17 protein-coding genes are annotated in these 20386 nt (G+C 46.5%); 4 read left to right on the plus strand and 13 right to left on the minus strand.

Annotated features, from left to right (window positions below; genetic code table 11):
* Positions 1-129: 129 nt before the first annotated feature.
* Genes Q0393_RS10215 through yajC form a run of 13 tightly spaced genes read right to left on the minus strand, consistent with a single transcriptional unit; the run spans position 130 to position 15865 of the window.
* On the minus strand, positions 130-2190 hold the full coding sequence (locus tag Q0393_RS10215; RefSeq protein ID WP_298979959.1) for a glycosyltransferase family 39 protein: 2061 nt from the start codon (positions 2188-2190) through the stop codon (positions 130-132).
* A gap of 2 nt (positions 2191-2192) precedes the next feature.
* On the minus strand, positions 2193-2894 hold the full coding sequence (locus tag Q0393_RS10220; protein ID WP_298979961.1) for a 3-methyladenine DNA glycosylase: 702 nt from the start codon (positions 2892-2894) through the stop codon (positions 2193-2195).
* On the minus strand, positions 2891-3259 hold the full coding sequence (locus Q0393_RS10225) for a hypothetical protein (RefSeq protein WP_298979964.1): 369 nt from the start codon (positions 3257-3259) through the stop codon (positions 2891-2893). The genes Q0393_RS10220 and Q0393_RS10225 overlap by 4 nt, the downstream gene beginning before the upstream one ends.
* Positions 3256-4239: an ATP-binding protein gene (locus tag Q0393_RS10230; protein WP_298979966.1), complete on the minus strand. Its 984-nt coding sequence runs from the start codon at positions 4237-4239 to the stop codon at positions 3256-3258. Before Q0393_RS10230 ends, Q0393_RS10225 begins: the two co-directional genes overlap by 4 nt.
* A complete protein-coding gene (locus Q0393_RS10235; RefSeq protein WP_298979968.1) occupies positions 4223-7183 on the minus strand; it encodes a DEAD/DEAH box helicase in 2961 nt (986 codons plus the stop codon). Before Q0393_RS10235 ends, Q0393_RS10230 begins: the two co-directional genes overlap by 17 nt.
* Complete coding sequence (locus Q0393_RS10240; protein WP_298783637.1) at positions 7183-8076, minus strand: M23 family metallopeptidase; 894 nt, start codon at positions 8074-8076, stop codon at positions 7183-7185. Before Q0393_RS10240 ends, Q0393_RS10235 begins: the two co-directional genes overlap by 1 nt.
* Positions 8069-9685, minus strand: coding sequence for a bifunctional folylpolyglutamate synthase/dihydrofolate synthase (locus Q0393_RS10245; RefSeq protein ID WP_298979970.1), 1617 nt, complete (start codon positions 9683-9685; stop codon positions 8069-8071). The genes Q0393_RS10240 and Q0393_RS10245 overlap by 8 nt, the downstream gene beginning before the upstream one ends.
* 7 nt (positions 9686-9692) lie before the next feature.
* The gene (lptE, locus tag Q0393_RS10250) at positions 9693-10232 is read right to left on the minus strand and encodes an LPS assembly lipoprotein LptE (RefSeq protein WP_298979972.1); all 540 of its coding nucleotides are present in this window, start codon (positions 10230-10232) and stop codon (positions 9693-9695) included.
* A 6-nt stretch (positions 10233-10238) separates the two neighbouring features.
* Positions 10239-12686 carry a leucine--tRNA ligase gene (gene leuS, locus Q0393_RS10255; protein ID WP_298979974.1) on the minus strand — a complete coding sequence of 816 codons (2448 nt, stop codon included), beginning with the start codon at positions 12684-12686 and terminating at the stop codon, positions 10239-10241.
* A 9-nt stretch (positions 12687-12695) separates the two neighbouring features.
* Positions 12696-13037, minus strand: a complete 342-nt coding sequence (locus Q0393_RS10260) for a DUF6394 family protein (protein WP_005872279.1) — start codon at positions 13035-13037, stop codon at positions 12696-12698.
* 9 nt (positions 13038-13046) lie between these two features.
* Positions 13047-14015 carry a protein translocase subunit SecF gene (gene secF, locus Q0393_RS10265; protein ID WP_298979976.1) on the minus strand — a complete coding sequence of 323 codons (969 nt, stop codon included), beginning with the start codon at positions 14013-14015 and terminating at the stop codon, positions 13047-13049.
* On the minus strand, positions 13999-15603 hold the full coding sequence (secD, locus tag Q0393_RS10270; protein ID WP_298979978.1) for a protein translocase subunit SecD: 1605 nt from the start codon (positions 15601-15603) through the stop codon (positions 13999-14001). Before secD ends, secF begins: the two co-directional genes overlap by 17 nt.
* A complete protein-coding gene (yajC, locus tag Q0393_RS10275) occupies positions 15593-15865 on the minus strand; it encodes a preprotein translocase subunit YajC (protein WP_005872282.1) in 273 nt (90 codons plus the stop codon). The genes secD and yajC overlap by 11 nt, the downstream gene beginning before the upstream one ends.
* Between yajC and Q0393_RS10280 the strand changes: the two genes are divergently transcribed.
* From Q0393_RS10280 to Q0393_RS10295, 4 genes are all read left to right on the plus strand, one after another.
* Positions 15841-17184 (plus strand): apolipoprotein N-acyltransferase, encoded by a 1344-nt coding sequence (locus Q0393_RS10280; protein ID WP_298979980.1) that lies wholly within the window; start codon positions 15841-15843, stop codon positions 17182-17184. The genes yajC and Q0393_RS10280 overlap by 25 nt on opposite strands.
* Before the next feature lie 64 nt (positions 17185-17248).
* Positions 17249-17968 carry a UMP kinase gene (gene pyrH / locus Q0393_RS10285; protein WP_298979982.1) on the plus strand — a complete coding sequence of 240 codons (720 nt, stop codon included), beginning with the start codon at positions 17249-17251 and terminating at the stop codon, positions 17966-17968.
* Positions 17969-17991: 23 nt separating this feature from the next.
* Positions 17992-18210: a DNA-directed RNA polymerase subunit omega gene (locus Q0393_RS10290; protein WP_298979984.1), complete on the plus strand. Its 219-nt coding sequence runs from the start codon at positions 17992-17994 to the stop codon at positions 18208-18210.
* The gene (locus Q0393_RS10295) at positions 18188-20380 is read left to right on the plus strand and encodes a RelA/SpoT family protein (RefSeq protein WP_297961523.1); all 2193 of its coding nucleotides are present in this window, start codon (positions 18188-18190) and stop codon (positions 20378-20380) included. Before Q0393_RS10290 ends, Q0393_RS10295 begins: the two co-directional genes overlap by 23 nt.
* The last annotated feature ends 6 nt before the right edge of the window (positions 20381-20386 follow it).

A 20386-nucleotide genomic window follows, 5' to 3' on the forward strand; every position in this document is an offset into this window, starting at 1 on the left:
CTATTTACTAAATAAGCATAGGTTTCCCACCATCCTTCTTGGAGTGAGAAGTAATAGTTAAAGATAAAGAGATGTAGTATTAATATTATGCTCAAGCACAGTATTAATACAAATTTATCTCTAACGGAGCTATTCACTACGATCTCCTTGCTTTTCATATACGTTAATTGTGTTGAAAAAGGTTGCTTCAGTCGGAGCTACTCCTAGAGTTGGAAATACCCTGCACAGATCAACGATACTACCATCCATTTGTAATACATCACCATTTTGCAAACGGTCGTCTTCTTGCTTTGTACCATTTTGGTCAGTAGCTATTTTTTTATCACGTCTAATAGTAACTAATGTTATACCGTTTTCCTTTAACCACTCCGTAAATTGTGACCTATCCATACCGAAAAATTTTTCATTTTGCAAAATAATCAACATATTTTTAAGAAGATGGTTTTTTTCTTCCTCGACCGGCACATTATCATATGGAACTACAAATGACTTTATAAATTTATATTTCCCTTCCTGCACCCATTGATTCATGGTTTCATGGAAATCAAGCTGTTTAAAAGAGCTTTTAACTTGAAAATTTCGATGCACAGTAAAGAAAAACGTCTGATATTGATACATAACAACATTTTGTGCAGGAGATTTGACAAATTCATCATATTCTCTAGATATAGCCTTGGATGATGACACATCTAGCCAATGAGTTACTAAATAATACGGTGGAATTTTATTATTCAATAAGTACATTATAGGAAAGTTAAAAAAATAGAAATCTTTTTGGTTTTTAGATTTAGTAGATACATACTTATCAAAATAATCAAAAATATCTGATATTCGTTCATCCATATAAATACCATCTAACTGAGCGTATGAACTTTTAGAATTGGCGCTAAAGATATCTACCTGAGTATTGAAATTCCAATAATACGGCATTCTTATAGTTGCTAAAAACATAAAAAATATTATTATTAAATGTATATATATAGTAATGTATTTTATTTGTCTTAATCTACTTATATTTATAATAAATGCGCTGGCAAAAGCTATACATATCATATTACCACTCGCCGTAAAAGCATCAGCTAAAGTACCCGAATAAGATATGGCGGCCATGGCTACAATCATAAAGGCATATATCTTTGATGAATTACCAACTATATTATTTCTATTGAAGCATATATACAGTAAGAATAAAATAATACCTATTGAAAGAGATATAAAATTCTTTATTTCTATTCCAATTCCACTCATCCTGACAAACATACAGTATATTATAATTATATGTAATATAATAAGCATTAATATACGAAATTCTCTTGTAGTTTTGACTATCATTTTTCTATATAGGTTAGTATAAATTTCTGCTATTTTTAATCTAATAATATACAAGATAAGTGCAACCATTGATACAATAAGCGAATTTTTTAATATAGTTTGGTTTAAAGGATATGTAGCAAATCTCGTGGCCATAGCGAAAAAACTGCCCTTGGAATCATTTTCTGTTATAGAAGATAAATTAAAAGGAATGATAAAATTCATGATAGTAAAAAATATAGCCGAAATAATGAGTAAAAAACAAATTCTTTTTATATAATCTTTAAAGTTTATAGCGATAAATGCATATGCAACAAACAAACCGGCAAAAAGGACCAGGCCCACATTTTGTTTAACAAAAAACAATAAAACACAAAATAAAATTCCAATTATATGATAAAATCTGCCTATGTTGGAATTATAATTTTTTATATATTTTATCAAAAATAGTAATGTTAAAAATTCGGTAATATATACATACGTATGATAATCTTTGGCAATATAAGTACCGCTATTTATATTTAAAAATGTCGCAAAAAGAGCTGCGATAGCACTAGCCGGTTTTGAAAAAAACTCCCTCAAAACAGCATAAAGCAAGATTACCTGTATCATTGCAGCTACTATACCGATGCAGGCAAAAGCAAAGAAATTTATCCCGAATATTTTTTGATAAAAGGCATTTATATAGACAAATAACGGAGTCCATGCTAGATAAAAATCTTTATTTATCACCTCTCCCCTATTTACTAAATAAGCATAGGTTTCCCACCATCCTTCTTGGAGTGAGAAGTAATGGTTAAATATCAGTAAATGTAACGCAAGCGTTATACAAAAGCAAAAAGCAACCATTAAATTTTCTAAAATTTTAGTATTAAACATATCTACCTCAAATCATTTAAAATTATTTTCGCACTCTCGTCGAAAATTTTACCTTTCAAATGTGCTTTGCAAAATTCCACGATGAGCCCATGAAATAATGCATACGCGCCGTTTTCGTTCTCCAGCTTCTCTGCTTTTGCCGCCGCAGCGCCATCAAAAGAGTTAGCGGAATTTACAAGCTCATAGATCCGCTCAAATTCCAGCTCGCCTAGCCACGCGCTAAGCTCGTCGTAGCTTTCAAACTCATAACCTAAAGCCCCAAGTAGCCGCGCCGAGTAGCTGTCCGCAACCATCACCGCGCGCTCGCACGCATAGCACAAGATCGCATCGCAGCTCTCCGCGCCGATCCCCTTGCGCGCTAGCAGCCACTCGCGGCTAACGCCCGCTTTAAAGCTCTCAAAATCCCCAAAATCCGCGATTATCGCTTTGCAAAGCAAGCTTAGGCGCTTAGCCTTTTGATTATAAAATCCACTCACTTTAATGATCTCCGCAAGCTCCGCTTCATCTAGCCCGGCGATCCCATCTAAGCCCAAAAGCCCCTTGCTACGCAGGTTTTGCAGTGCCACGTCAGCATTGCGCCACGCCGTATTTTGGATCAAAATCGCCCCCACGACCACCTCAAAGCTTCCAAACCCTGGCCACCAGCGAAAATCCTTAATTTCCACGGCGCGAAAAAGCGCGATAAAAAGCTCGGTCGCGCTCATCTGCCGTCTCCAAGGACGCTGGGGGCATCAAATTTCGGCTCTATAATCCATACCTCGCCGCATCTTGCGACAAGCGATGCATACGCCGAAATAATTTTTAAATTTCGCTTAAAGAGTGCCGTGCAACGCATAAAAATTTGAAATTTATGCGTTGCAAAAACAGACGCAAACGGGGTTTGTTCTTGCAAGACACCTGCGATGAGAAGGAATTTCGACGTATCGCTAGGCTTAAATTTAACGATCGTCGCGCACGTAACGGCAACTTTAAATTTTAGTGCAGCCGCTGCCCTGTTTCGCTCCAGAAGCCGCTTTACGCCGCAACTAAGCTCGCTTACGACATTTTGAAATTCGTGCGCCGTATTCATCTGCCGTCGCTTTTTAAATTTGCAAAAAATTCCTCGCCAAAGCTCAAGAAAAACTGCTTTGCCGCGCGGCCGCTGCGGCTTGCGCGAAGCATCGCAAACTCCCTCGCCTTTGCGTGCAGCGCGTCTAAATTTGCAGCAAAGTTCAAGCGAAATTCCGCCGCGCTCATGCCTTGCGCAGCCGCAAAATAGGCATCTACGATCCCCAAATACTCCCGCATGCTCCCGCCGTAAAAGCTTAGCTGTAGCCCAAAGCGCTCGCTAAGGCTGATTCGCTCGTTCGCCGCGTCGCTTAGGTGCAGCTCGCCGCGGCTTATCTGCGCGGCGTCGTTATCGCTTGCGCATTCGCCTACGATGTGGCGGCGGTTGGACGTCGCATACATCAGCACGTTGCGCGGCGCGCGCTCTAGTGAGCCTTCGAGTAGCGGTTTTAGGTGCTTGTAACCGCTCTCGCCGAGCTCGAAGCTCAAATCGTCGCAAAAGATGATAAATTTAAAATTTATTTCGCGGATCGCGTCGATTATATCCACGAGACAACTCAGATCGTCCCTACCGATCTCGATGATCTTAAGGCCTTGCGGGATAAATTTAGAAAAAATCGCCTTTGCAAGGCTTGATTTACCGCAGCCGCTCTCGCCCCACAAAAGCGCGTGATTGGCGCTGCAGCCGCGCAGGAAGGCGTCTGTATTTTTTATAAGAGCCGATTTTTGACTCTCTAGCCCCACAAGCGCGTCAATATCCGTGAAATCGATGTCTCGGACGATCTTTAGCGCCTTTTTATTCGCGCGAAAGACGGCGACCTGTACCGTGCGCCAATCAATCGCTCTAAAATCGCTAAAGTAAATTTGCTCGCTGGCGCTGCTCTGGGCGCTTTTTAGGACGGCTTGCGGCGCTAAATTTAAACCGCTCGCCGCATCTAAATTTAACTCTTCGCTTCTACTTTTGCTCGCGCTTTTTTTGATATTCTCATCGCAAGTTCGCATTTTTTAGCTCCCTTCGCAGATAGATCAGAATTTCGCTTATCACGTCGTCATCGTCGCGCGTCTGTGCCTTTAATCGCACCTTATCGCCGTTTGCAAGGGTGATCAAGATATTTTCGTCCATGCTCGAAATCACGCGCAAGCCAAGCTTCGTAGCCAAAACCTTAATCATCATCACGTCGATAAATTGCTTGGTATAGACGTCCGCGCGCCCGAAGCGATCCTCGATCTCGCCGAAAATTTCAAGCACTTCGCCCGCCTCTGCGCACTTGCTAAGCCGCCTGTAAAGATCTAGGCGCAGGCGATCCTCTCTGATAAATTCCGAGTTCAAAAAGGCGTTTACGGAAATTTTAAGCTCCACGCTCGCAGCGGCGCTCTTTCTGCTTAGCAGCTTGCCGATCTCCTCTTCGAGCATCTTTAGATAAAGCGAGTAGCCTATCGCCTCGATATGCCCGCTCTGCGCCTCTCCGAGTAGGTTTCCGCCGCCGCGAATTTCAAGATCGTGATACGCTAGCACCGAGCCGCTGCCCAAAAACGAGTTGCTCTCAAGCGCTACGAGCCTCTTTAGCGCGTCCTGCGTAAGAGCGGTTTTATCCTCGATCAAAAAGTAGCAAAAGCCCTGTTTGTTGCTGCGTCCGACGCGGCCGCGCAGCTGGTGCAGATCGGCGATGCCGAATTTATCGGCGTTTTCGACGATGATCGTATTTACGCGCGGCATGTGGATGCCGCTTTCTACGATGCTGGTGCAAAGTAGCAGATCGTATCCACCCGCCACAAATTTTAAAATTTCATCCTCCGTCGTTTTGGCGTCGATCTTAGAGTGCAAAATTAGAATTTTAAGGCTCGGCAAAATTTCAAGCAGCTTCTTTTTGGCGCTTTGCATCGTCGCGATGTGGTTATGAACGTAAAAAATCTGCCCGCCGCGTCGCAGCTCGCGCGAGATCGCCTCTTTTATGATCTTTTCGTCCCACTGCTTGACGAAGGTGCGCACGTCCAGGCGATCCTGCGGCGGACTAAGCAGCGTGGAGTAGCTTTTAATCGAGCTTAGCGCCATATTTAGACTGCGCGGTATCGGCGTAGCAGACATACTAAGCAGGTGCGAGGCAGCGCTTTTCTCTTTGAGCCGCTCCTTTTGCTTAACTCCGAATTTATGCTCCTCATCGATGATTATGAGCCCTAAATTTGCGGGGTTTAAATTTAAAAGCGAATGCGTGCCGACCACGACGATCGCCTCGCCGCTTTGCAGGCGCTTTAAAATTTCGTTCTTTTGCCTCGCGCTACTGAAGCGATCGAGCTTGAAAACAGGAATTTCAAATTCCCTAAAGCGCTCGCTAAGCGTGGCGTAATGCTGCGAGCTAAGTAGCGTAGTGGGTACGAAAAACAGCACCGAATGGCCGCTGCGAATGCAGGCAAAGATCGCATTCATCGCAACCTCGGTCTTTCCAAAGCCCACGTCGCCGCTAAGCAGGCGGTCCATCACCTTGCCGCTTTGCAGATCCGCTAAAATCGCGCCCACCGCCTTTTGCTGATCGCTCGTGTAGCTAAAGCCGCTTGCGCTTAGAAATTTCGCATAATCCGCGCTTTCGTTTTTAATGACGAGCCCCCGCACCAGCTCGCGCTTGGCCGCCAGCGCGATGATCTTTGAAGCGATCGCAAAGAGCTTTTCGCGCACGCGCTCTTTGATTTTTGAAAAGCTCGCCCTGCCCAGATGATCTAAGCTCACCGCGCCGCCGCTTGCGACGTAGCGATCGATCTTATTTAGATACTCTACCGGCAGCAGCAGTTTGTCGCCGCCCTCGTAGAGCAGGGATACAAACTCCTTGCTGCGCCCCATCACCTCGATAAGCTCAAGCCCGTTAAATTTAGCGATACCGTGATCCTCGTGCACGACAAAATCGCCCACGTTCAGCTCATCCAGAGCTAGGCTCGATCTTCGCACGCGCTTTTTAGGCGCCGCTTTGTTTAGCGAAAGGATGATCCGCTCGGCGCTTATTAAATTTACGACGAAATCCTCGCGTAAGATTTCGATATTGCTAAATCCGCCAAGATCAAACGGCGCGAGCAGCGCGTCGTTTCGCGCGATCAGCGTGATAGTCTCGCTACGGTGGAATTCAAAAAATTCCTGCGACGGCGTCACGGCGAGGTCTTTAAATTTACGCGCCGCTGGCAGTACCTCGATCGCGTCTAAAAAATCCAAATTGCGCTCGGAAAAAATTTCATCCTTTTTGATCTCGTGCAGCAAGACGCAATCAAACGCGCTCGCGTAATCTACGAAGCCGTCAATAAACCAAAACCCGAGCGAGCCCAGATCGCGAGCTAACGCGTCGCTGTCCGCGCGCGATATCTTTTCGCTCACGCTCTCAAACTCGTCTTCGCTTAAATTTGCCAAAAAAGGCGCTATCTCTGCTTGCGAAAGCTCATCTTTTTCGCTTTTTTGCGTCGCGACATCAAATCGCCTGATACTCTCGACCGTCTCGCCGTCGAGCAGAATTCTAACCGCGCTTTCGCTGCCTACCGAAAAAATATCGATGATCTCGCCACGAAAGCTAACCTCGCCCATGCTTTCGACGATGTCGCGCACGTCGTATCCCAGGCGCAAAATTTCATCTTTCAGCTCGCTTAAGTTTAACTCTTCGCCAAATTTTAAATTTAGCGGGCGCAGATGGCTTGCGGCGGGGAGTTTGTTTAGGATCGTGCGGACGGGCGAGATTAAAATTTTTTTGCCGCTTGCTTTGTAAAACGCGCTAAGAGCAGTGCTGATACCTGCTAGCTCACCCATGTAGCTACGCAGATCCTCGCCAAAGCTCGCTCTAAAATCTGGCAGGCAAAAGGCCGCGTAGCCCATAAATTTTAGCACCTGCTCGCACGCCGCGGCTTCCTTTTCATCCTCGCATATCAAAAGCTCTTTTTGGTTTTGCAAAAAGTATTCATAAACCTCGGCTTGCATTATTTAAACCTTTCGATCTGGTGCTGCACGACGTTTGCGATCTCCTGCCACGATACGTTAGGCTCTAAGGTCGAGATATTTTTGAAATTTTGCGCGTTCCAGCTCATAAAATTTGCAGGATCAACGCTTTGAGCCAAAAACCTAACTTCGTAATGCAGGTGCGGACCGGTGCTGTAGCCGGTGTTACCGCTATAGCCGATGAGATCGCCCTTTTTAACCCAAGAACCGGGCGTTACGATCGCGGAGCTAAGGTGGCCGTAGCGGGTTTCAAAGCCATAATTGTGCGATAGAATCACTAAAATTCCATATCCGCTGCCACTGCCGCCTGCAAACTGCACAAAGCCCTCTGCTGTCGCAAACACCGGAGTGCCCTCGCTTGCTCGCAAGTCGATGCCGTGGTGCATCCTCATAACGCCGCTGATTGGATGAGTGCGCATCCCAAAAGGGCTAGTTACGCCGCGATACTGCATCGGAAGTCCATTAGGCACAGCGCTAAGAATCGCGCTCGCCGTTTTTTCGCTAGCTGCGATATGCGCGCCGGAGCCCTTTTTGCGCTCCTTTTTCATCTCATTCATCGCAAGCATTACCTGGATATCACTATCCAGCCCGCCTCCATCGTCTTCGCGTCCGTCCAGCTTGGCAAGCACCTCCTCGTTTTTGCCCTCAAGTGCGATATTTTGCTCTTTAAGCGCGAGATTTTCGGCATATAGGGTTTTGTTTAGCTCCTTTAAATTTGATCGGTCGCTCGCGAGTTTAAATATCGCAAAAAACAAAACAAGCAGAAAAATTACAAAAAACGCGGATAAAATTTTAAGTTGAAATCTAAAATTTTCGCCAAAATACAGCGTCTTGGTGCCGAAGTGATCGCTTAGGGTGAGTTTAGTTTTAGCCACGGCGCGCCTCAAGCCATAAAATGAAATTTTCTACCAAATGAAACGAGCCGAAAACCAAATACTCCTCGTCCGCTCTAAGCTCGCCGCGAAACGGCGAATGTGGAATTTTAAGCGCGTCAAGCGCACGGGTTATCGCCTCTGCTGCCATTTCGCGATCCGCAACCTCGTAGCTAAAGATCTCCACGCGCTTCACCACGGGTGCTAAAGCTCGCAGCACCGCGACTACGTCCTTATCGGCAAAAGCGTTGTAAATCAGCACGATCTTTCTGCCCCCGTAGATTTCGGTAATTTCGCGGGCAACTTGCTGTGCCGCAAGCTCGTTGTGTCCGACATCCACGCGTAAATTTGGCGCCAAAACTTCCATCCTGCCGCGTAAATTTAGAGGCGGCAGCTGCGAAATTTCAAATTTCAAATTTAAAAATTTCATCGCAGCAAGCGCTAGAGCTAAATTTGAAATTTGAAATTTAGGCAGATTATTGCACGCGCAAAACCATGCAATCTGCGCTTGCTCACTCTCGCTTAAAAGCTCTGCTGCAAACCTCAAATGAGTTCCTTTTTGCTCTGCGATCTGCTGCGCGATACGAAGCGGAACCTCGCTCATCTCGTCGCTTAAAATCGCTTCCTTATCCATCGTAATGAGCTTAGTGTGGGCGATCTGCTCTAGATTTTGTCCTAGCATGCCCAAATGATCGGTGCCGATCGGTGTAAAAAGCGACAGCGTGCGCCCGAAGCTCGATGTAGCGTCAAACTCGCCGCCCATCCCAGCCTCGATCACGCAGTAATCGCAATCCCTAAAAAGCACTGCCGCCGCAAGCGTGAGATACTCGAAATACGAGAGGCTATCTTTAAACTCCGCGGGCAAGCTCTCTTGCAAAAACTCATGCGCGAAATCAAGCTCCTCATCCGTAGCATCGCGACCTAGCGAAATGGGAAGCGAGCTTTGAGCGGATTTAAAATTTGATCCTAACGGAGATTTAAAATTTTGCTCTGGCGAGATTTTTAAATTTTGCTCAGACGGAGATTTTAGATCTTGAGAATTCCATAAATTTTGTGTAGAAGCAGAATTTTGCGTATCTATGGAATTTTGCGCGATAGAATTCTGCTCGCTACAAAAATTTTGCGTGGTATAAACGGAGTTTTGCAAAGCATAATTCTGCTCACCGTGCGAATTCTGAGTGGCGATAAAATCCTGCGTGGCGGAATTTTGCAAATTAGAAATAGAAATTTGAGAGGCGGAATTTTCTCCGCTCGCAAAATTTTGCATTTTTTCGGAATTTTGTTTTTCCGTAAAATTTGACGCCAAAGCGGAATTTTGCTCGTTTTTAAAATTTGAAGCGCCTGAATTTAACGCAAAAACGGGGTTTTGCGCGATCCGTCCGCCTAGATAGATGCGCTCGTTGAGCCTAAAAACGTGCGGGCTGGTGTAGTGCCCTACGCTAAAGCCCGCTGCGGCGATCGCGTTAGCCAAAAACCGCCCGGTGCTACCCTTGCCGTTGGTGCCGATGATCTGAATGACATTTCTGAGCGGAATTTTATCTTTAATGGCGGCATATGCCCGCGGGAAGCGCTCGTAGTCGATTTTTTTGTAATAAATCGGGCGATTTTGCAAAAATTCTTTAATGCTGCGCCCGCTCAAGTCTGAATCCCCTAATCGCAAGCGCCGAAATAAACTCGTCAAACGCCTGCGCGGAGGCATTTTCGATCGCCTTGTAGCGGTCCTTATCGCTAATGATCGAGCTCGTATCGTAGCTATTTTTGACTAGGCGGCTAACTTTAAAATCGTAATCGCCCACGCAATCCTTGCTGAAAACCTCGCCGTTTTTAAGCTTGGTGCTAAAATTTACGATGAGATTTGCGCGGTAGCTAGTGACGTAGCCGAACTGATCGTATGAAAGCTCGCTAAAGCTTAGGCTTTTTATGCTTGCTACTACAATCGTCTGCGCCGAGTTTTTATCCGAAAGGCTCATCCCTAGGCGCTGAACTATACCCTGTCTGATCGCATCTTTAATAGCGACGGTGTTTTGCGGATCGGTCTTGCTCATCATCACATCCACAAATACGCTTCCGCTAATCGTCTCTTTTGCAATCCTTGAAACGGGCTTGTAGCCGCAGCCGATTAAAAAAATCAAACAAAAAACGGTTAAAACTTTTCTCATCTTCGCCTACTTTATTACCAAATTTACGAGCTTGTTTTTGACGTAAATTTCTTTTACGATGCTCTTGCCTTCTAGCCATTTGGCGCAGTTTTGTTTCGCAAGGCTTAAAATTTCGCCCTCGCTTAGGCTTGCGCCCGCTTCAAACTCCGCGCGCTTTTTGCCGTTAATCGTGACGGCGAGCTTGATCGTATCGCTCTCGAATACCTCTTCGCAAACTCTCAGCTCACAAAAATTCGCTCGCCCAAACAGCCTCTCGCTAAGCTCGGCGCAGATGTGCGGTACGATAGGCTCGAGCAGACTTAAGATCACAAAGTAGCCCTCGGTAAATACGTCTTTGTTGCTCTGCGCATTTAGCGCATTTAGCGCCTCCATACACGCGGCGATTAGGGTATTGAAAGCAAAACTGCTCTCATAAACCTGCTGTGATTTCTTAAGCGCCTCGTAAACTTTGAGGCGGGCATATTTTTCCTCTTTATTTAGGCTCGCGTGGTCGATCTGCGGAATTTTATCCGTAGCGTAGGCGTTTTCAGCACGATCGTATAGGCGATTTAAAAATTTATACGCGCCCTCTACCGCGCTGTCGTTCCACTCAAGCTCCTTTTGCGGAGGCGCGGCAAAAAGTATAAAAAGCCTCGCCGTATCAGCGCCGTAGGTCTCGATGATGTCGTCGGGATCGACGGTATTTCCCTTGCTTTTACTCATCTTCGCGCCGTCTTTTAGCACCATGCCCTGGGTTAGTAGCCGCTCAAACGGCTCGCTATCGCGCAGATAGCCTATGTCGCGAAGAGCCTTTTGGAAAAATCTCGCATACAAAAGGTGCAAAATCGCATGCTCGATGCCGCCGATATACTGATCGACATTCATCCAGTAGTTCACGCTTTGCTCGTCAAACGCTCGTTGCTGCCACGTCCGCTCGTCGCTTGCGTAGCGCGCGAAATACCACGAGCTTTCAAAAAATGTATCGAGCGTGTCGGTCTCGCGCACCGCGTTGCCGCCGCATTTAGGGCATTTGCAAAACTTCCAGCTAGGATGCGCGTCGAGTGGATTGCCCTTGCCGGTGATCTTAATATCCTGCGGAAGCTCTACGGGCAGATTTGAAATTTCCTCGCTTATCAGCCCGCATTTTGGACAGTGGATCATCGGGATCGGCGCGCCCCAGTAGCGCTGGCGGCTCACTCCCCAATCGCGCAGTTTAAAATTTACCACGCGGCGTCCGAGCCCTAGCTCCTCAAATTTTGAGATAACGGCGCTTTTTGCCTTCTCGCTATCCATGCCGCTAAATTCTTCGGAATTTACCAAAACTCCGCTCTCTACGTAAGCTTTGCTAGCGTCGTAATCGCCGCTTTTTGGAGCGATGCTTTGAATGATCGGCAGGTTAAATCTCTTCGCAAACTCGAAGTCTCTCTCATCGTGCGCAGGTACCGCCATAACCGCACCGCCGCCGTATTCTGCTAGGACGAAATTTGCGGTCCAAACGGGGATTTTTTTGCCGCTTAGCGGATGAAGCACGCTGATTCCGAGGCTCACGCCGTCTTTATCGCTTGCTTGGCGCTCGCGCGGGCTTTGATTTAAAATTTCTCTCACCTTCGCCGCAGCTTCGGCGTCAAGTAAATTATTATCCAAAAGTCTCTTTACGACCTCGTGCTCGGGCGCGACCGCCGCGTAGCTCATGCCATAGATCGTATCGGGGCGCGTCGTAAAGACCTTAAAGCCCTCGATGCCGCTAAGTTTGGCGCTGCTTTGCTCGTCAAATTTAAAGCCAAATTCCAAACCCTCGCTGCGTCCGATCCAGTTTTCCTGCATCGTAAGCACCTGAGCGGGCCACTTGCCCTCAAGCTCCTTTAAGCAATCCAAGAGCTCCTGCGCGTAGGCGGTGATTTTTAGATAATATCCCGGCATCTGCTTTTGCACGACCTCGTTGCCGCAGCGCCAACACCTGCCCTCCTCGACCTGCTCGTTGGCAAGCACCGTCTGATCGTGCTCGCACCAATTTACCACGGCGCTTTTTCTATAGATAAGCCCTTTTTCAAAAAGTTTGATGAAAAATTCCTGCTCCCAGCGCGTATAAAGCGGATCGGAGGTAGCGAGCATGCGACGAGCCGAAAAGCTAAAGCCAAGGCGGTGCAGCTCATTTTTCATATAATCAATATTTTCGTAAGTCCAAGTTTTAGGGTGAATGCCGTGTTTGATCGCCGCATTTTCCGCAGGCATACCGAAGCTGTCAAAGCCGATCGGCTGAAGCACGTTATATCCGCGCAGCCTATAATAGCGACTCAGCGCGTCGCCGATGCTGTAGTTTCGCACGTGCCCCATGTGGATGCGGCCGCTTGGGTAGGGAAACATCGAAAGGATATATTTTTTAGGCAGGCTGTAATCGTCCTTAGGCTCGAAAACTCCCTCTTCATCCCAAATTTTCTGCCATTTAAGCTCAATACTTTTACTATCGTAAGGCATTTTGCGCTCCTAGAATTCGTCTTTAGTTTTTGCCGACTCGATCGCTATTAAAATTAGCGAGAAAAAGTTTGCAAGTAGCGCGCCGATCGCAAGCGAGGTCACGATCGATAGATCTCCCGGCGCTACTACAATCAAAACGAACGCCGGTATGAGATGCAGATCCGCTACGAGCGAGCTTGCAAAAAGCTCGGCTGCTAGCATATTTCGCACGCCTACCTTCAAAAGCGTCGAGACTGCATTCACGCTGGTTGCTATGAAAAGTAAAATTTCATTCTTCTCATACAAAAACCCACCTATCGTAGTCATACTCATCAGCGCAAAAAATATGTAAATTACCCTTCCCCAGTTCATCTTTTATCCTTACACCGTGCCTTTTTCATACATGGCGCGATTCTTTTCTTTCTCTTTGATACGGCGCTGTTTTTCAGCTAAAAACGCGCGGTACTTTTCAACGTTAAATTTAAACAAAATCAGCATCGGAGCAGCTACGAATACGGAGCTGAAAGTTCCTGCTATGACGCCCACTAACATCACGAAGCTAAAGCCGTGGATCATCTCGCCGCCCCAAACGAATAAAATCACAATGACGATGAGAGTCGTAAGCGAAGTAAGCAGCGTGCGCGATAGCGTGTGAGAGATTGATTCGTTTATAACCTCGTCAAGCTTAATCGATTTACTATCTTTTACACCTTCTCGAATTCTATCGAAAACAACGATGGTATCGTTAAGTGAGTAGCCCATTATAGTTAGCAGTGCAGCTAGAATTTCAAGGTTGAAATCCACGCCGGCTAAAATCATCGCGCCTACGGCGACTACGACGTCGTGCAGATCCGATAGTACGGCTGCAATCGCAAATCTCCACTCAAACCGCAGGGTGATATAAACCAAAATGAGCGCAAACGACACACATACCGCTAAAATTCCGTTTGTGCGAAGCTCCTCGCCGACTTTAGGACCTACAATATCGACCTTGCGAATGTCGAAATTTCCGCTGCCTTGCAAAATTTTTTGCGCCGCTAAAGCGGGATTATCACCCAGTTCACTCGCAGCGCCTGAATATCTAATCGTGACCTCTTGATCGCTGCCGAATTCCGTAACGTTGATATTGCCTAAATTTGCCGCTTCGAAGCGCTTTCTGATCTCATCAAGTGGTGCTTTAGCGTCGTATTTAACCTGAATAAGCGTACCGCCGCTAAAATCGATGCCGTAATTAATGCCCTTAATGAAAAATAGCGCAATAGAGCCTATTATCAAAACAGCAGAAAGCGCAAAGGTAAAATATCTAAATTTCATAAAGTCATAAATTTTGCCCTTATCGAACACTTGCATTTGCGCCTCCTCTTACTTTATAACCGAGCCAAAGCGCGGTGTTTTTGCTTTTTTCCATCTTATCCATTACTAACTCAAACATTCCGTGAGTGCCTAAAATAGCCGTTATCATCGACGCTACGATACCGATACTCATCGTGACGGCAAAGCCCTTCACCGGACCCGTGCCGTAAGCATAAAGCGCAGCAGAAGTAATTAACGTAGTGATATTTGAATCCACAATCGCGCTCATCGCGTTTTCATAGCCTTTATTTATACTTTGGCGGATTGAAACTCCCGTCCTTAGCACCTCTCTAACGCGCTCATTAATGATGACATTCGCATCCACAGCCATTCCGATAGTTAGCACGATTCCCGCCATTCCAGGAAGCGTCAAAGTAGCGCCGAATAGCGCCATACAAGCGATCAAAAACAAGATATTTACCGCAAGCGCGATGTCGGCAAAAAGCCCCGCCACGCCGTAGTAGAAAATCATAAAGATCAAAATCGCAACCGCTGCAAGGCTTAGCGCTGCCATACTTTTATCGATGCTATCCTGTCCTAGGCTAGGACCGATACTGCGTGTCTCTGAGACTTTAACAGGAGCCAAAAGCGCGCCGCTTCTAAGCGCAATCGCTACGTCGTGCGCCTCCTCGACGCTAAATCCGCCGCTGATCTGACCGCTGCCGCCGCCGATACGCTCGTTAATGCGCGGCGCGGAGTAAACCTTGCCGTCAAGTACGATCGCAAGGCGCTTACCGACGTTTTTACCGGTAAAATCGCCAAAAATTTGAGCGCCTTGAGAGTTTAGCGTAAAATTTATGATCGGCTGGTTGGTGTGCTGATCGAAAGCTACCTTCGCATCAACTAGCATCGCGCCATCAAGAACAGGAATTTCGTTTATGAGATACTTGTAATTCGGATTTTTAACGTCGGGATAAATCACGTCCCCGTAAGCTCTGGCATCCGCTGCACTGATAGTCTGCGCGCGGTCTTGGCGCACATCGTCCACTGCCATAAGCTGCAAGTGAGCCGCTTTGGCGATCAGATCTTTGGCGCGTTGCTCATCTGCTGCACTTTTGACGCCCGGAAGCTCAACCAAAATATAGCTCTCGCCCTGCTTTGCTACCGTAGGCTCCGCAAGTCCGAATTGATCCAAGCGGTTTCGGATAGTCTCGACGGCCTGTTCGATCGCGTATTTTTTAGTCGCTTCGACCTCCTCAGGTGTTAGTGTGACGCGGTATTTTTCGCCAGATTTTTGAATGTCTAATCCGCTTGCGGCGCTATGCAAAATCGCATCAAATTTGGAAGCCTCGTCCGCGTCTAAAATTTCAAACTCAAACGAATCGCCTTCCAATTTTAGCCCGTCCATTAGTAGATCGTCGCGCTTGGCGGCGTAATTGACACTCGCGGCGATCGATTTGATCTTCGAAACGACCGCCTCGTCGCTTTGAACCTCCAAAAGCATATGCAGACCGCCTTGCAGATCCAAACCCAAGTTTATCTTGCTTCCCTTTTCGGTCTGAAAGATCGAAGGCGCGGCAAAAATCGCCGAAAAAATAACCGCAGCCAAAAAGATCAGCAGGCGGTATGAAATTTTACTGCTCATCTAATTTTCTTGCCACAAATTGTTTATCCAGCTCAACCATGACCTCATCGTTAAGCTTAACTGTGATAAAATCATTGTTTGTTTTCACGACCGTGCATTTTATGCCACCGCTAGTTATGATCTTATCGCCTTTGCCGAGCGCATCGACCATCGCTTTATGATCCTTGGCCTGCTTTTGCTGCGGTCTGATAATCAAAAAATACATAATCGCAAAGATTACGACGATAGGCAGGATTGATGCAAAGAAATTTCCTTGTTCCATGTGTTTCCTTCATTAGAAATTTAAAAAGTAGCTATTTTACATTAAGTTACATAAATAAAGGCTTTGTTCTTGCCCTTGCGCTTTCAAATTTTATTTTCGTAGAAATTTTAAGCTCTAAATTTGACGGCTTGGCTGCTTTGGCGGCGGAATTTTTCTCGCCTCTAATTGCGATAGCGGCACTTTTTTATCTACTAAAAGCGAGCAAGGCGGAGTGGTTTTGGTGCGGATTTTTTATCGGCGCGCTGTGGATGCACTGGATCAGCTTCAGTCTGATCTATTTCGATCTTGCGTTTTTGATCCCGATTGAAATTCTTGGAATTTGCCTTGTTTACGCTTTTATTTTTCGCATCTTTGCGATCTTTGACGCGCCGGTTTTGCGCGCTGCATGCCTTTTAGCGCTGAAATTTATCCATCCTTTCGGCTTTGATTGGCTAAATTTTGAACTGCTGCTAAGCCATGGAATTTTCAGAGCCGATCTTAGCGCGCTGGCTCTGATTTTAGCGGGGCTTTGCGCGATTTTGTATCTACGGGGGCGCGGCGCCCGGGCTAAACTTAATGCCGTGATCTTTGCGGTATTTTTGATCTGCGCGCTGCAATTTAGCCAAAAAGAAGCCGAGCCGCTACCGATTAAAATTTCACTCGCAAACACCGATGTTTCGCAGCATGACATCTGGGCAAAGGATAAAATTTTATCCGCCGCGTTGGCAAATTTAGCCCGCATCGATGATGCGATCGCAGCGGGGCAGGATGCGATAATTTTGCCCGAGAGCGCCTTTGCGATGCCGCTAAATTTAGAAAATGTGCTAGTTAAAGCTCTAAAGGAAAAATCGCGCGCAATTACGATCGTAGCGGGTGCGGAAGCGTATGAGAACGGGAAATTTTACAACAGCGCCTATCTTTTTGCGAACGGGGAAATGAGCCGCTTCGATAAGCACATTTTGGTGCCGTTTGGCGAAATGGTTCCGCTGCCTGAATTCGCGCGAAATTTCATAAACCGCGTGCTGTTAGGCGGCGCGACCGATTTTTCGACGGCTAGCGGTTTTAGCGACTACGAGCTTGGCGGGCGAAGCGTAAGAAGCGCTGTTTGCTACGAGGCTACGCGCGCGGAGCTTTACGAGGGCTCGCCCAAATATGTCGTAGCGATCAGCAATAACGGCTGGTTCGTGCCGAGCTACGAGCCCTATTTGCAGCGCCTCATAATCCGCTACTACGCGAGCTTGCACGGCACGATGATCTATCACGCTGTAAACGGTAGCGCTAGCGAGATAATCGCTCCGAAAAAGATCTGGATAAACCGCCTTAAAGATCATCTAAAATAGCCTAAAAAGTTATTTTTAAACGACTTTTGGATAATATTTTAAAATTTTATTAGGAGCTAAATTTATGGCTAAATACAATCGCATACTCGTAAAATTTTCGGGTGAAGCGCTAGCGGGAGAGAACGGCTTTGGGATCGACAGCGAAATTTTAAAATTTATCGCTAAAGAGATCAAGCAACTCGTAGAGGGTGGCATCGAAGTAGGCATCGTAATCGGCGGCGGCAATATCATAAGAGGCGTAAGCGCCGCAGCTAGCGGTATCATCAGACGCACCAGCGGCGATCATATGGGCATGCTAGCCACCGTCATCAACGCAATCGCGATGAGAGAAGCGCTAGAATACGCAGGCATGGACGTGCGCGTGCAAAGCGCGATAAAGATGGAAGCGATCTGCGAGACCTTCATCATCGGCCGCGCCAAAAGGCACCTCGAAAAAGGTCGCGTCGTGATCTTTGCCGCGGGCACGGGAAATCCTTTCTTTACTACCGATACTGCGGGCACTCTCCGCGCGATCGAGATCGGAGCCGACGCTATCATAAAAGCCACCAAGGTAATGGGGATATACGACAAGGATCCGCAAAAATTTAAAGACGCCAAATTGCTTTCCAAAGTCACTTACGATCAAGCCCTGCACGACAACATCAGGGTGATGGACGATACGGCTATCGCGCTTGCTAAAGACAATGCGCTTCCGATCATCGTATGCAATATGTTTAAGAGCGGAAATTTATACAAAATCGTAGATGGCGGAGATCTAAGCTCCTGCTCGATCGTAAAAAACTGAAATTTTAAATTTAAGGAGAATTGATGAGAACCGAACAAATTGTAGCCAAGGCTTTAAAAGTAACGGGCGGAGACCGATATAAGCTATCTTTGATGATAAGCAAACGCGCCGAGCAGCTAGCTGCAGGCGAACCGCCGTTAATAGATAACGTAGATACTCGCAAGATGAAATTTGCCGATATAGCAATCTTGGAACTAGCCGAAGGTAAGATCACATTAGATGGAATCGTTGACAAGGATTAATGATAACTTCTTAGAAAGTCTCATCGACGATGTCGTCGATACCAAAGACATTCAAAGCGCCAAGCAGCTGCTTTATAATCTAAAAGAGCCCACTCCGTTACTGGTGGATGCTATAAATTTATGCATCGCGCAGCACGACGGGCAGTTTCGCAAAAGCGGCGAGCCGTATGCGATCCATCCGATTTTGGTAGCTTGCTTCGTATCTTTTATGGGCGGAGACGACGCGATGGTAATATCTGCGCTACTACACGACGTAGTAGAGGATACAGATTACAGCATCGAGCAGGTTAGACAAAGATTCGGCGACGAAGTAGCCAAAATCGTAGAAGGGCTTACTAAAATCGTAAACATCAGGGAGGATAAGCTGGCTCCATCCGGCGATAGTAACGCCAAGCTTCGCACCACGGCGCTTACCTTCCGCAGGATGCTGATGATCTCCATTAACGATCAGCGCGTTTTGGTAGTCAAGCTCTGCGATAGGCTGCACAATATGCTAACCCTAGACGCACTTCGCCCCGATAAACAAAAACGTATCGGCGAGGAGACGCTTTTGGTTTACGCGCCGATCGCGCACAGGCTTGGAATTTCATCGATCAAAAACGTGCTTGAAGATCTTAGCTTCAAATACGTTATGCCTAAAGAGTATTCGGCGATCGCCGATTACGTCGAGGAGCATAAGCAGCAGCTCCAGATGAGCTTGAGCAAATTTAGCGAAAAGATCAAGGAGTATATGCTCTCAAACGGCTTTAGCGAGGGTAGCTTTGAGATCCAAAAGCGAATGAAACACTACTACTCGATATTTTTAAAAATGCAGCGCAAAGGAATTTCGATCGAGGAGGTGCTCGATCTTTTGGCTATCCGTATCATCGTGCAAAAGCCGATGGATTGCTACTTGGCTCTTGGCATCATCCATACTAAATTTAATCCGCTGATCTCGCGCTTTAAGGATTATATTGCGCTTCCGAAGCAAAACGGATATCAGACGATCCACACGACCGTTTTTAACGAAAGTATGATCGTAGAGGTGCAGATCCGTACCTTCGATATGCACAACACCGCGGAATTCGGCGTCGCCGCTCACTGGAAATATAAATATAGCGGCTCAATCAATCCGAAGCTTGATTGGCTAAACGACATCGGCATGCAGGAAGAGGACGACGCCAACGCCGAGGATCTTTACGAATACGCCAAAGACAGCCTCTACGTCGAAGATATCGCCGTGTATTCGCCCAAGGGCGGAATTTTTACATTGCCGCGCGGCGCTACGGCGCTTGATTACGCCTACGAGATACACTCTCAAGTGGGCTTAAAAGCGACCGAGGCCTTTATAAACCGCGTCAAGGTGCCGCTTCTTACGGAGCTTAAAAACGGAGATATCGTTCATATTATCACCGGAAGCGAGCCACACTACCGCTGCAGCTGGCTAAGCTCTGTAAAAACGGGCAAGGCACGCGCAACGATAAAGGCGTTTTGCAAGCAAAAGATCAGAGATATAAATTTTGAAGTAGCGATTAAAATTTTATGCGCGATCTTTACGACGAGCAAGGAGAGCATTCTAAGCTGGCTTGAAAAAGAAAATTTAAGCAAAAAGATCGGCAAAGCTGCCTATGACTCGGTATTTTTAAAAGACGTCGTAAATGCGCTGAAAAAATACCCGCTCAAAGAGAAATTTTTCAATATGAAATTTCGCAGCAAGTATGAGATCGAGAAGCAAAAATTTGACAACATCGTGGTGTATTCAAATTTTAAAATCGACGAGGTTGAGTTTGATTACTGCTGCAACCCAAAGCGCGGTGACGACATCATCGGCTTTCGCAACGGACATGGCGTGACGGTGCATCATAAGCTGTGCGAACGTGCAAGCGAGCTAATCAAAACCGATGAGATGATCTTCGTAAAATGGACGCGCAATGCGCCGCACCGCTATAAGATCATATTAAATTTAGAAAACAAGCGCGGCTCGCTGGCGACGTTTTTGAACTATTTAGTCAAGCTCGAGGTCGATCTAGTATCGATAAGCCTCAACGAAAATAGTGAAACGACGTCGGATTATTTTGAGATTATCATCGAGCTAAACGAAAATTTAGACTCCACGGAGATTAAAGACAAACTCAAAAACCGCTTTAAAATCGTGGATTTCGTATCGCTTACGGACGTATATAAAAACTAAATAAGG

The sequence above is a fragment of the uncultured Campylobacter sp. genome (assembly GCF_938015785.1).
Taxonomy (GTDB): domain Bacteria; phylum Campylobacterota; class Campylobacteria; order Campylobacterales; family Campylobacteraceae; genus Campylobacter_B.

Bases quoted from the DNA above. Each gene is read 5' to 3' on its own strand.
- Q0393_RS10215 (WP_298979959.1), bottom strand. From the start codon at position 2,190: ATGTTTAATACTAAAATTTTAGAAAATTTAATGGTTGCTTTTTGCTTT.
- Q0393_RS10220 (WP_298979961.1), bottom strand. From the start codon at position 2,894: ATGAGCGCGACCGAGCTTTTTATCGCGCTTTTTCGCGCCGTGGAAATT.
- Q0393_RS10225 (WP_298979964.1), bottom strand. From the start codon at position 3,259: ATGAATACGGCGCACGAATTTCAAAATGTCGTAAGCGAGCTTAGTTGC.
- Q0393_RS10230 (WP_298979966.1), bottom strand. From the start codon at position 4,239: ATGCGAACTTGCGATGAGAATATCAAAAAAAGCGCGAGCAAAAGTAGA.
- Q0393_RS10235 (WP_298979968.1), bottom strand. From the start codon at position 7,183: ATGCAAGCCGAGGTTTATGAATACTTTTTGCAAAACCAAAAAGAGCTT.
- lptE (WP_298979972.1), bottom strand. From the start codon at position 10,232: ATGAGAAAAGTTTTAACCGTTTTTTGTTTGATTTTTTTAATCGGCTGC.
- leuS (WP_298979974.1), bottom strand. From the start codon at position 12,686: ATGCCTTACGATAGTAAAAGTATTGAGCTTAAATGGCAGAAAATTTGG.
- Q0393_RS10260 (WP_005872279.1), bottom strand. From the start codon at position 13,037: ATGAACTGGGGAAGGGTAATTTACATATTTTTTGCGCTGATGAGTATG.
- secF (WP_298979976.1), bottom strand. From the start codon at position 14,015: ATGCAAGTGTTCGATAAGGGCAAAATTTATGACTTTATGAAATTTAGA.
- secD (WP_298979978.1), bottom strand. From the start codon at position 15,603: ATGAGCAGTAAAATTTCATACCGCCTGCTGATCTTTTTGGCTGCGGTT.
- Q0393_RS10280 (WP_298979980.1), top strand. From the start codon at position 15,841: ATGCAAAGAAATTTCCTTGTTCCATGTGTTTCCTTCATTAGAAATTTA.
- yajC (WP_005872282.1), bottom strand. From the start codon at position 15,865: ATGGAACAAGGAAATTTCTTTGCATCAATCCTGCCTATCGTCGTAATC.
- pyrH (WP_298979982.1), top strand. From the start codon at position 17,249: ATGGCTAAATACAATCGCATACTCGTAAAATTTTCGGGTGAAGCGCTA.
- Q0393_RS10290 (WP_298979984.1), top strand. From the start codon at position 17,992: ATGAGAACCGAACAAATTGTAGCCAAGGCTTTAAAAGTAACGGGCGGA.
- Q0393_RS10295 (WP_297961523.1), top strand. From the start codon at position 18,188: ATGGAATCGTTGACAAGGATTAATGATAACTTCTTAGAAAGTCTCATC.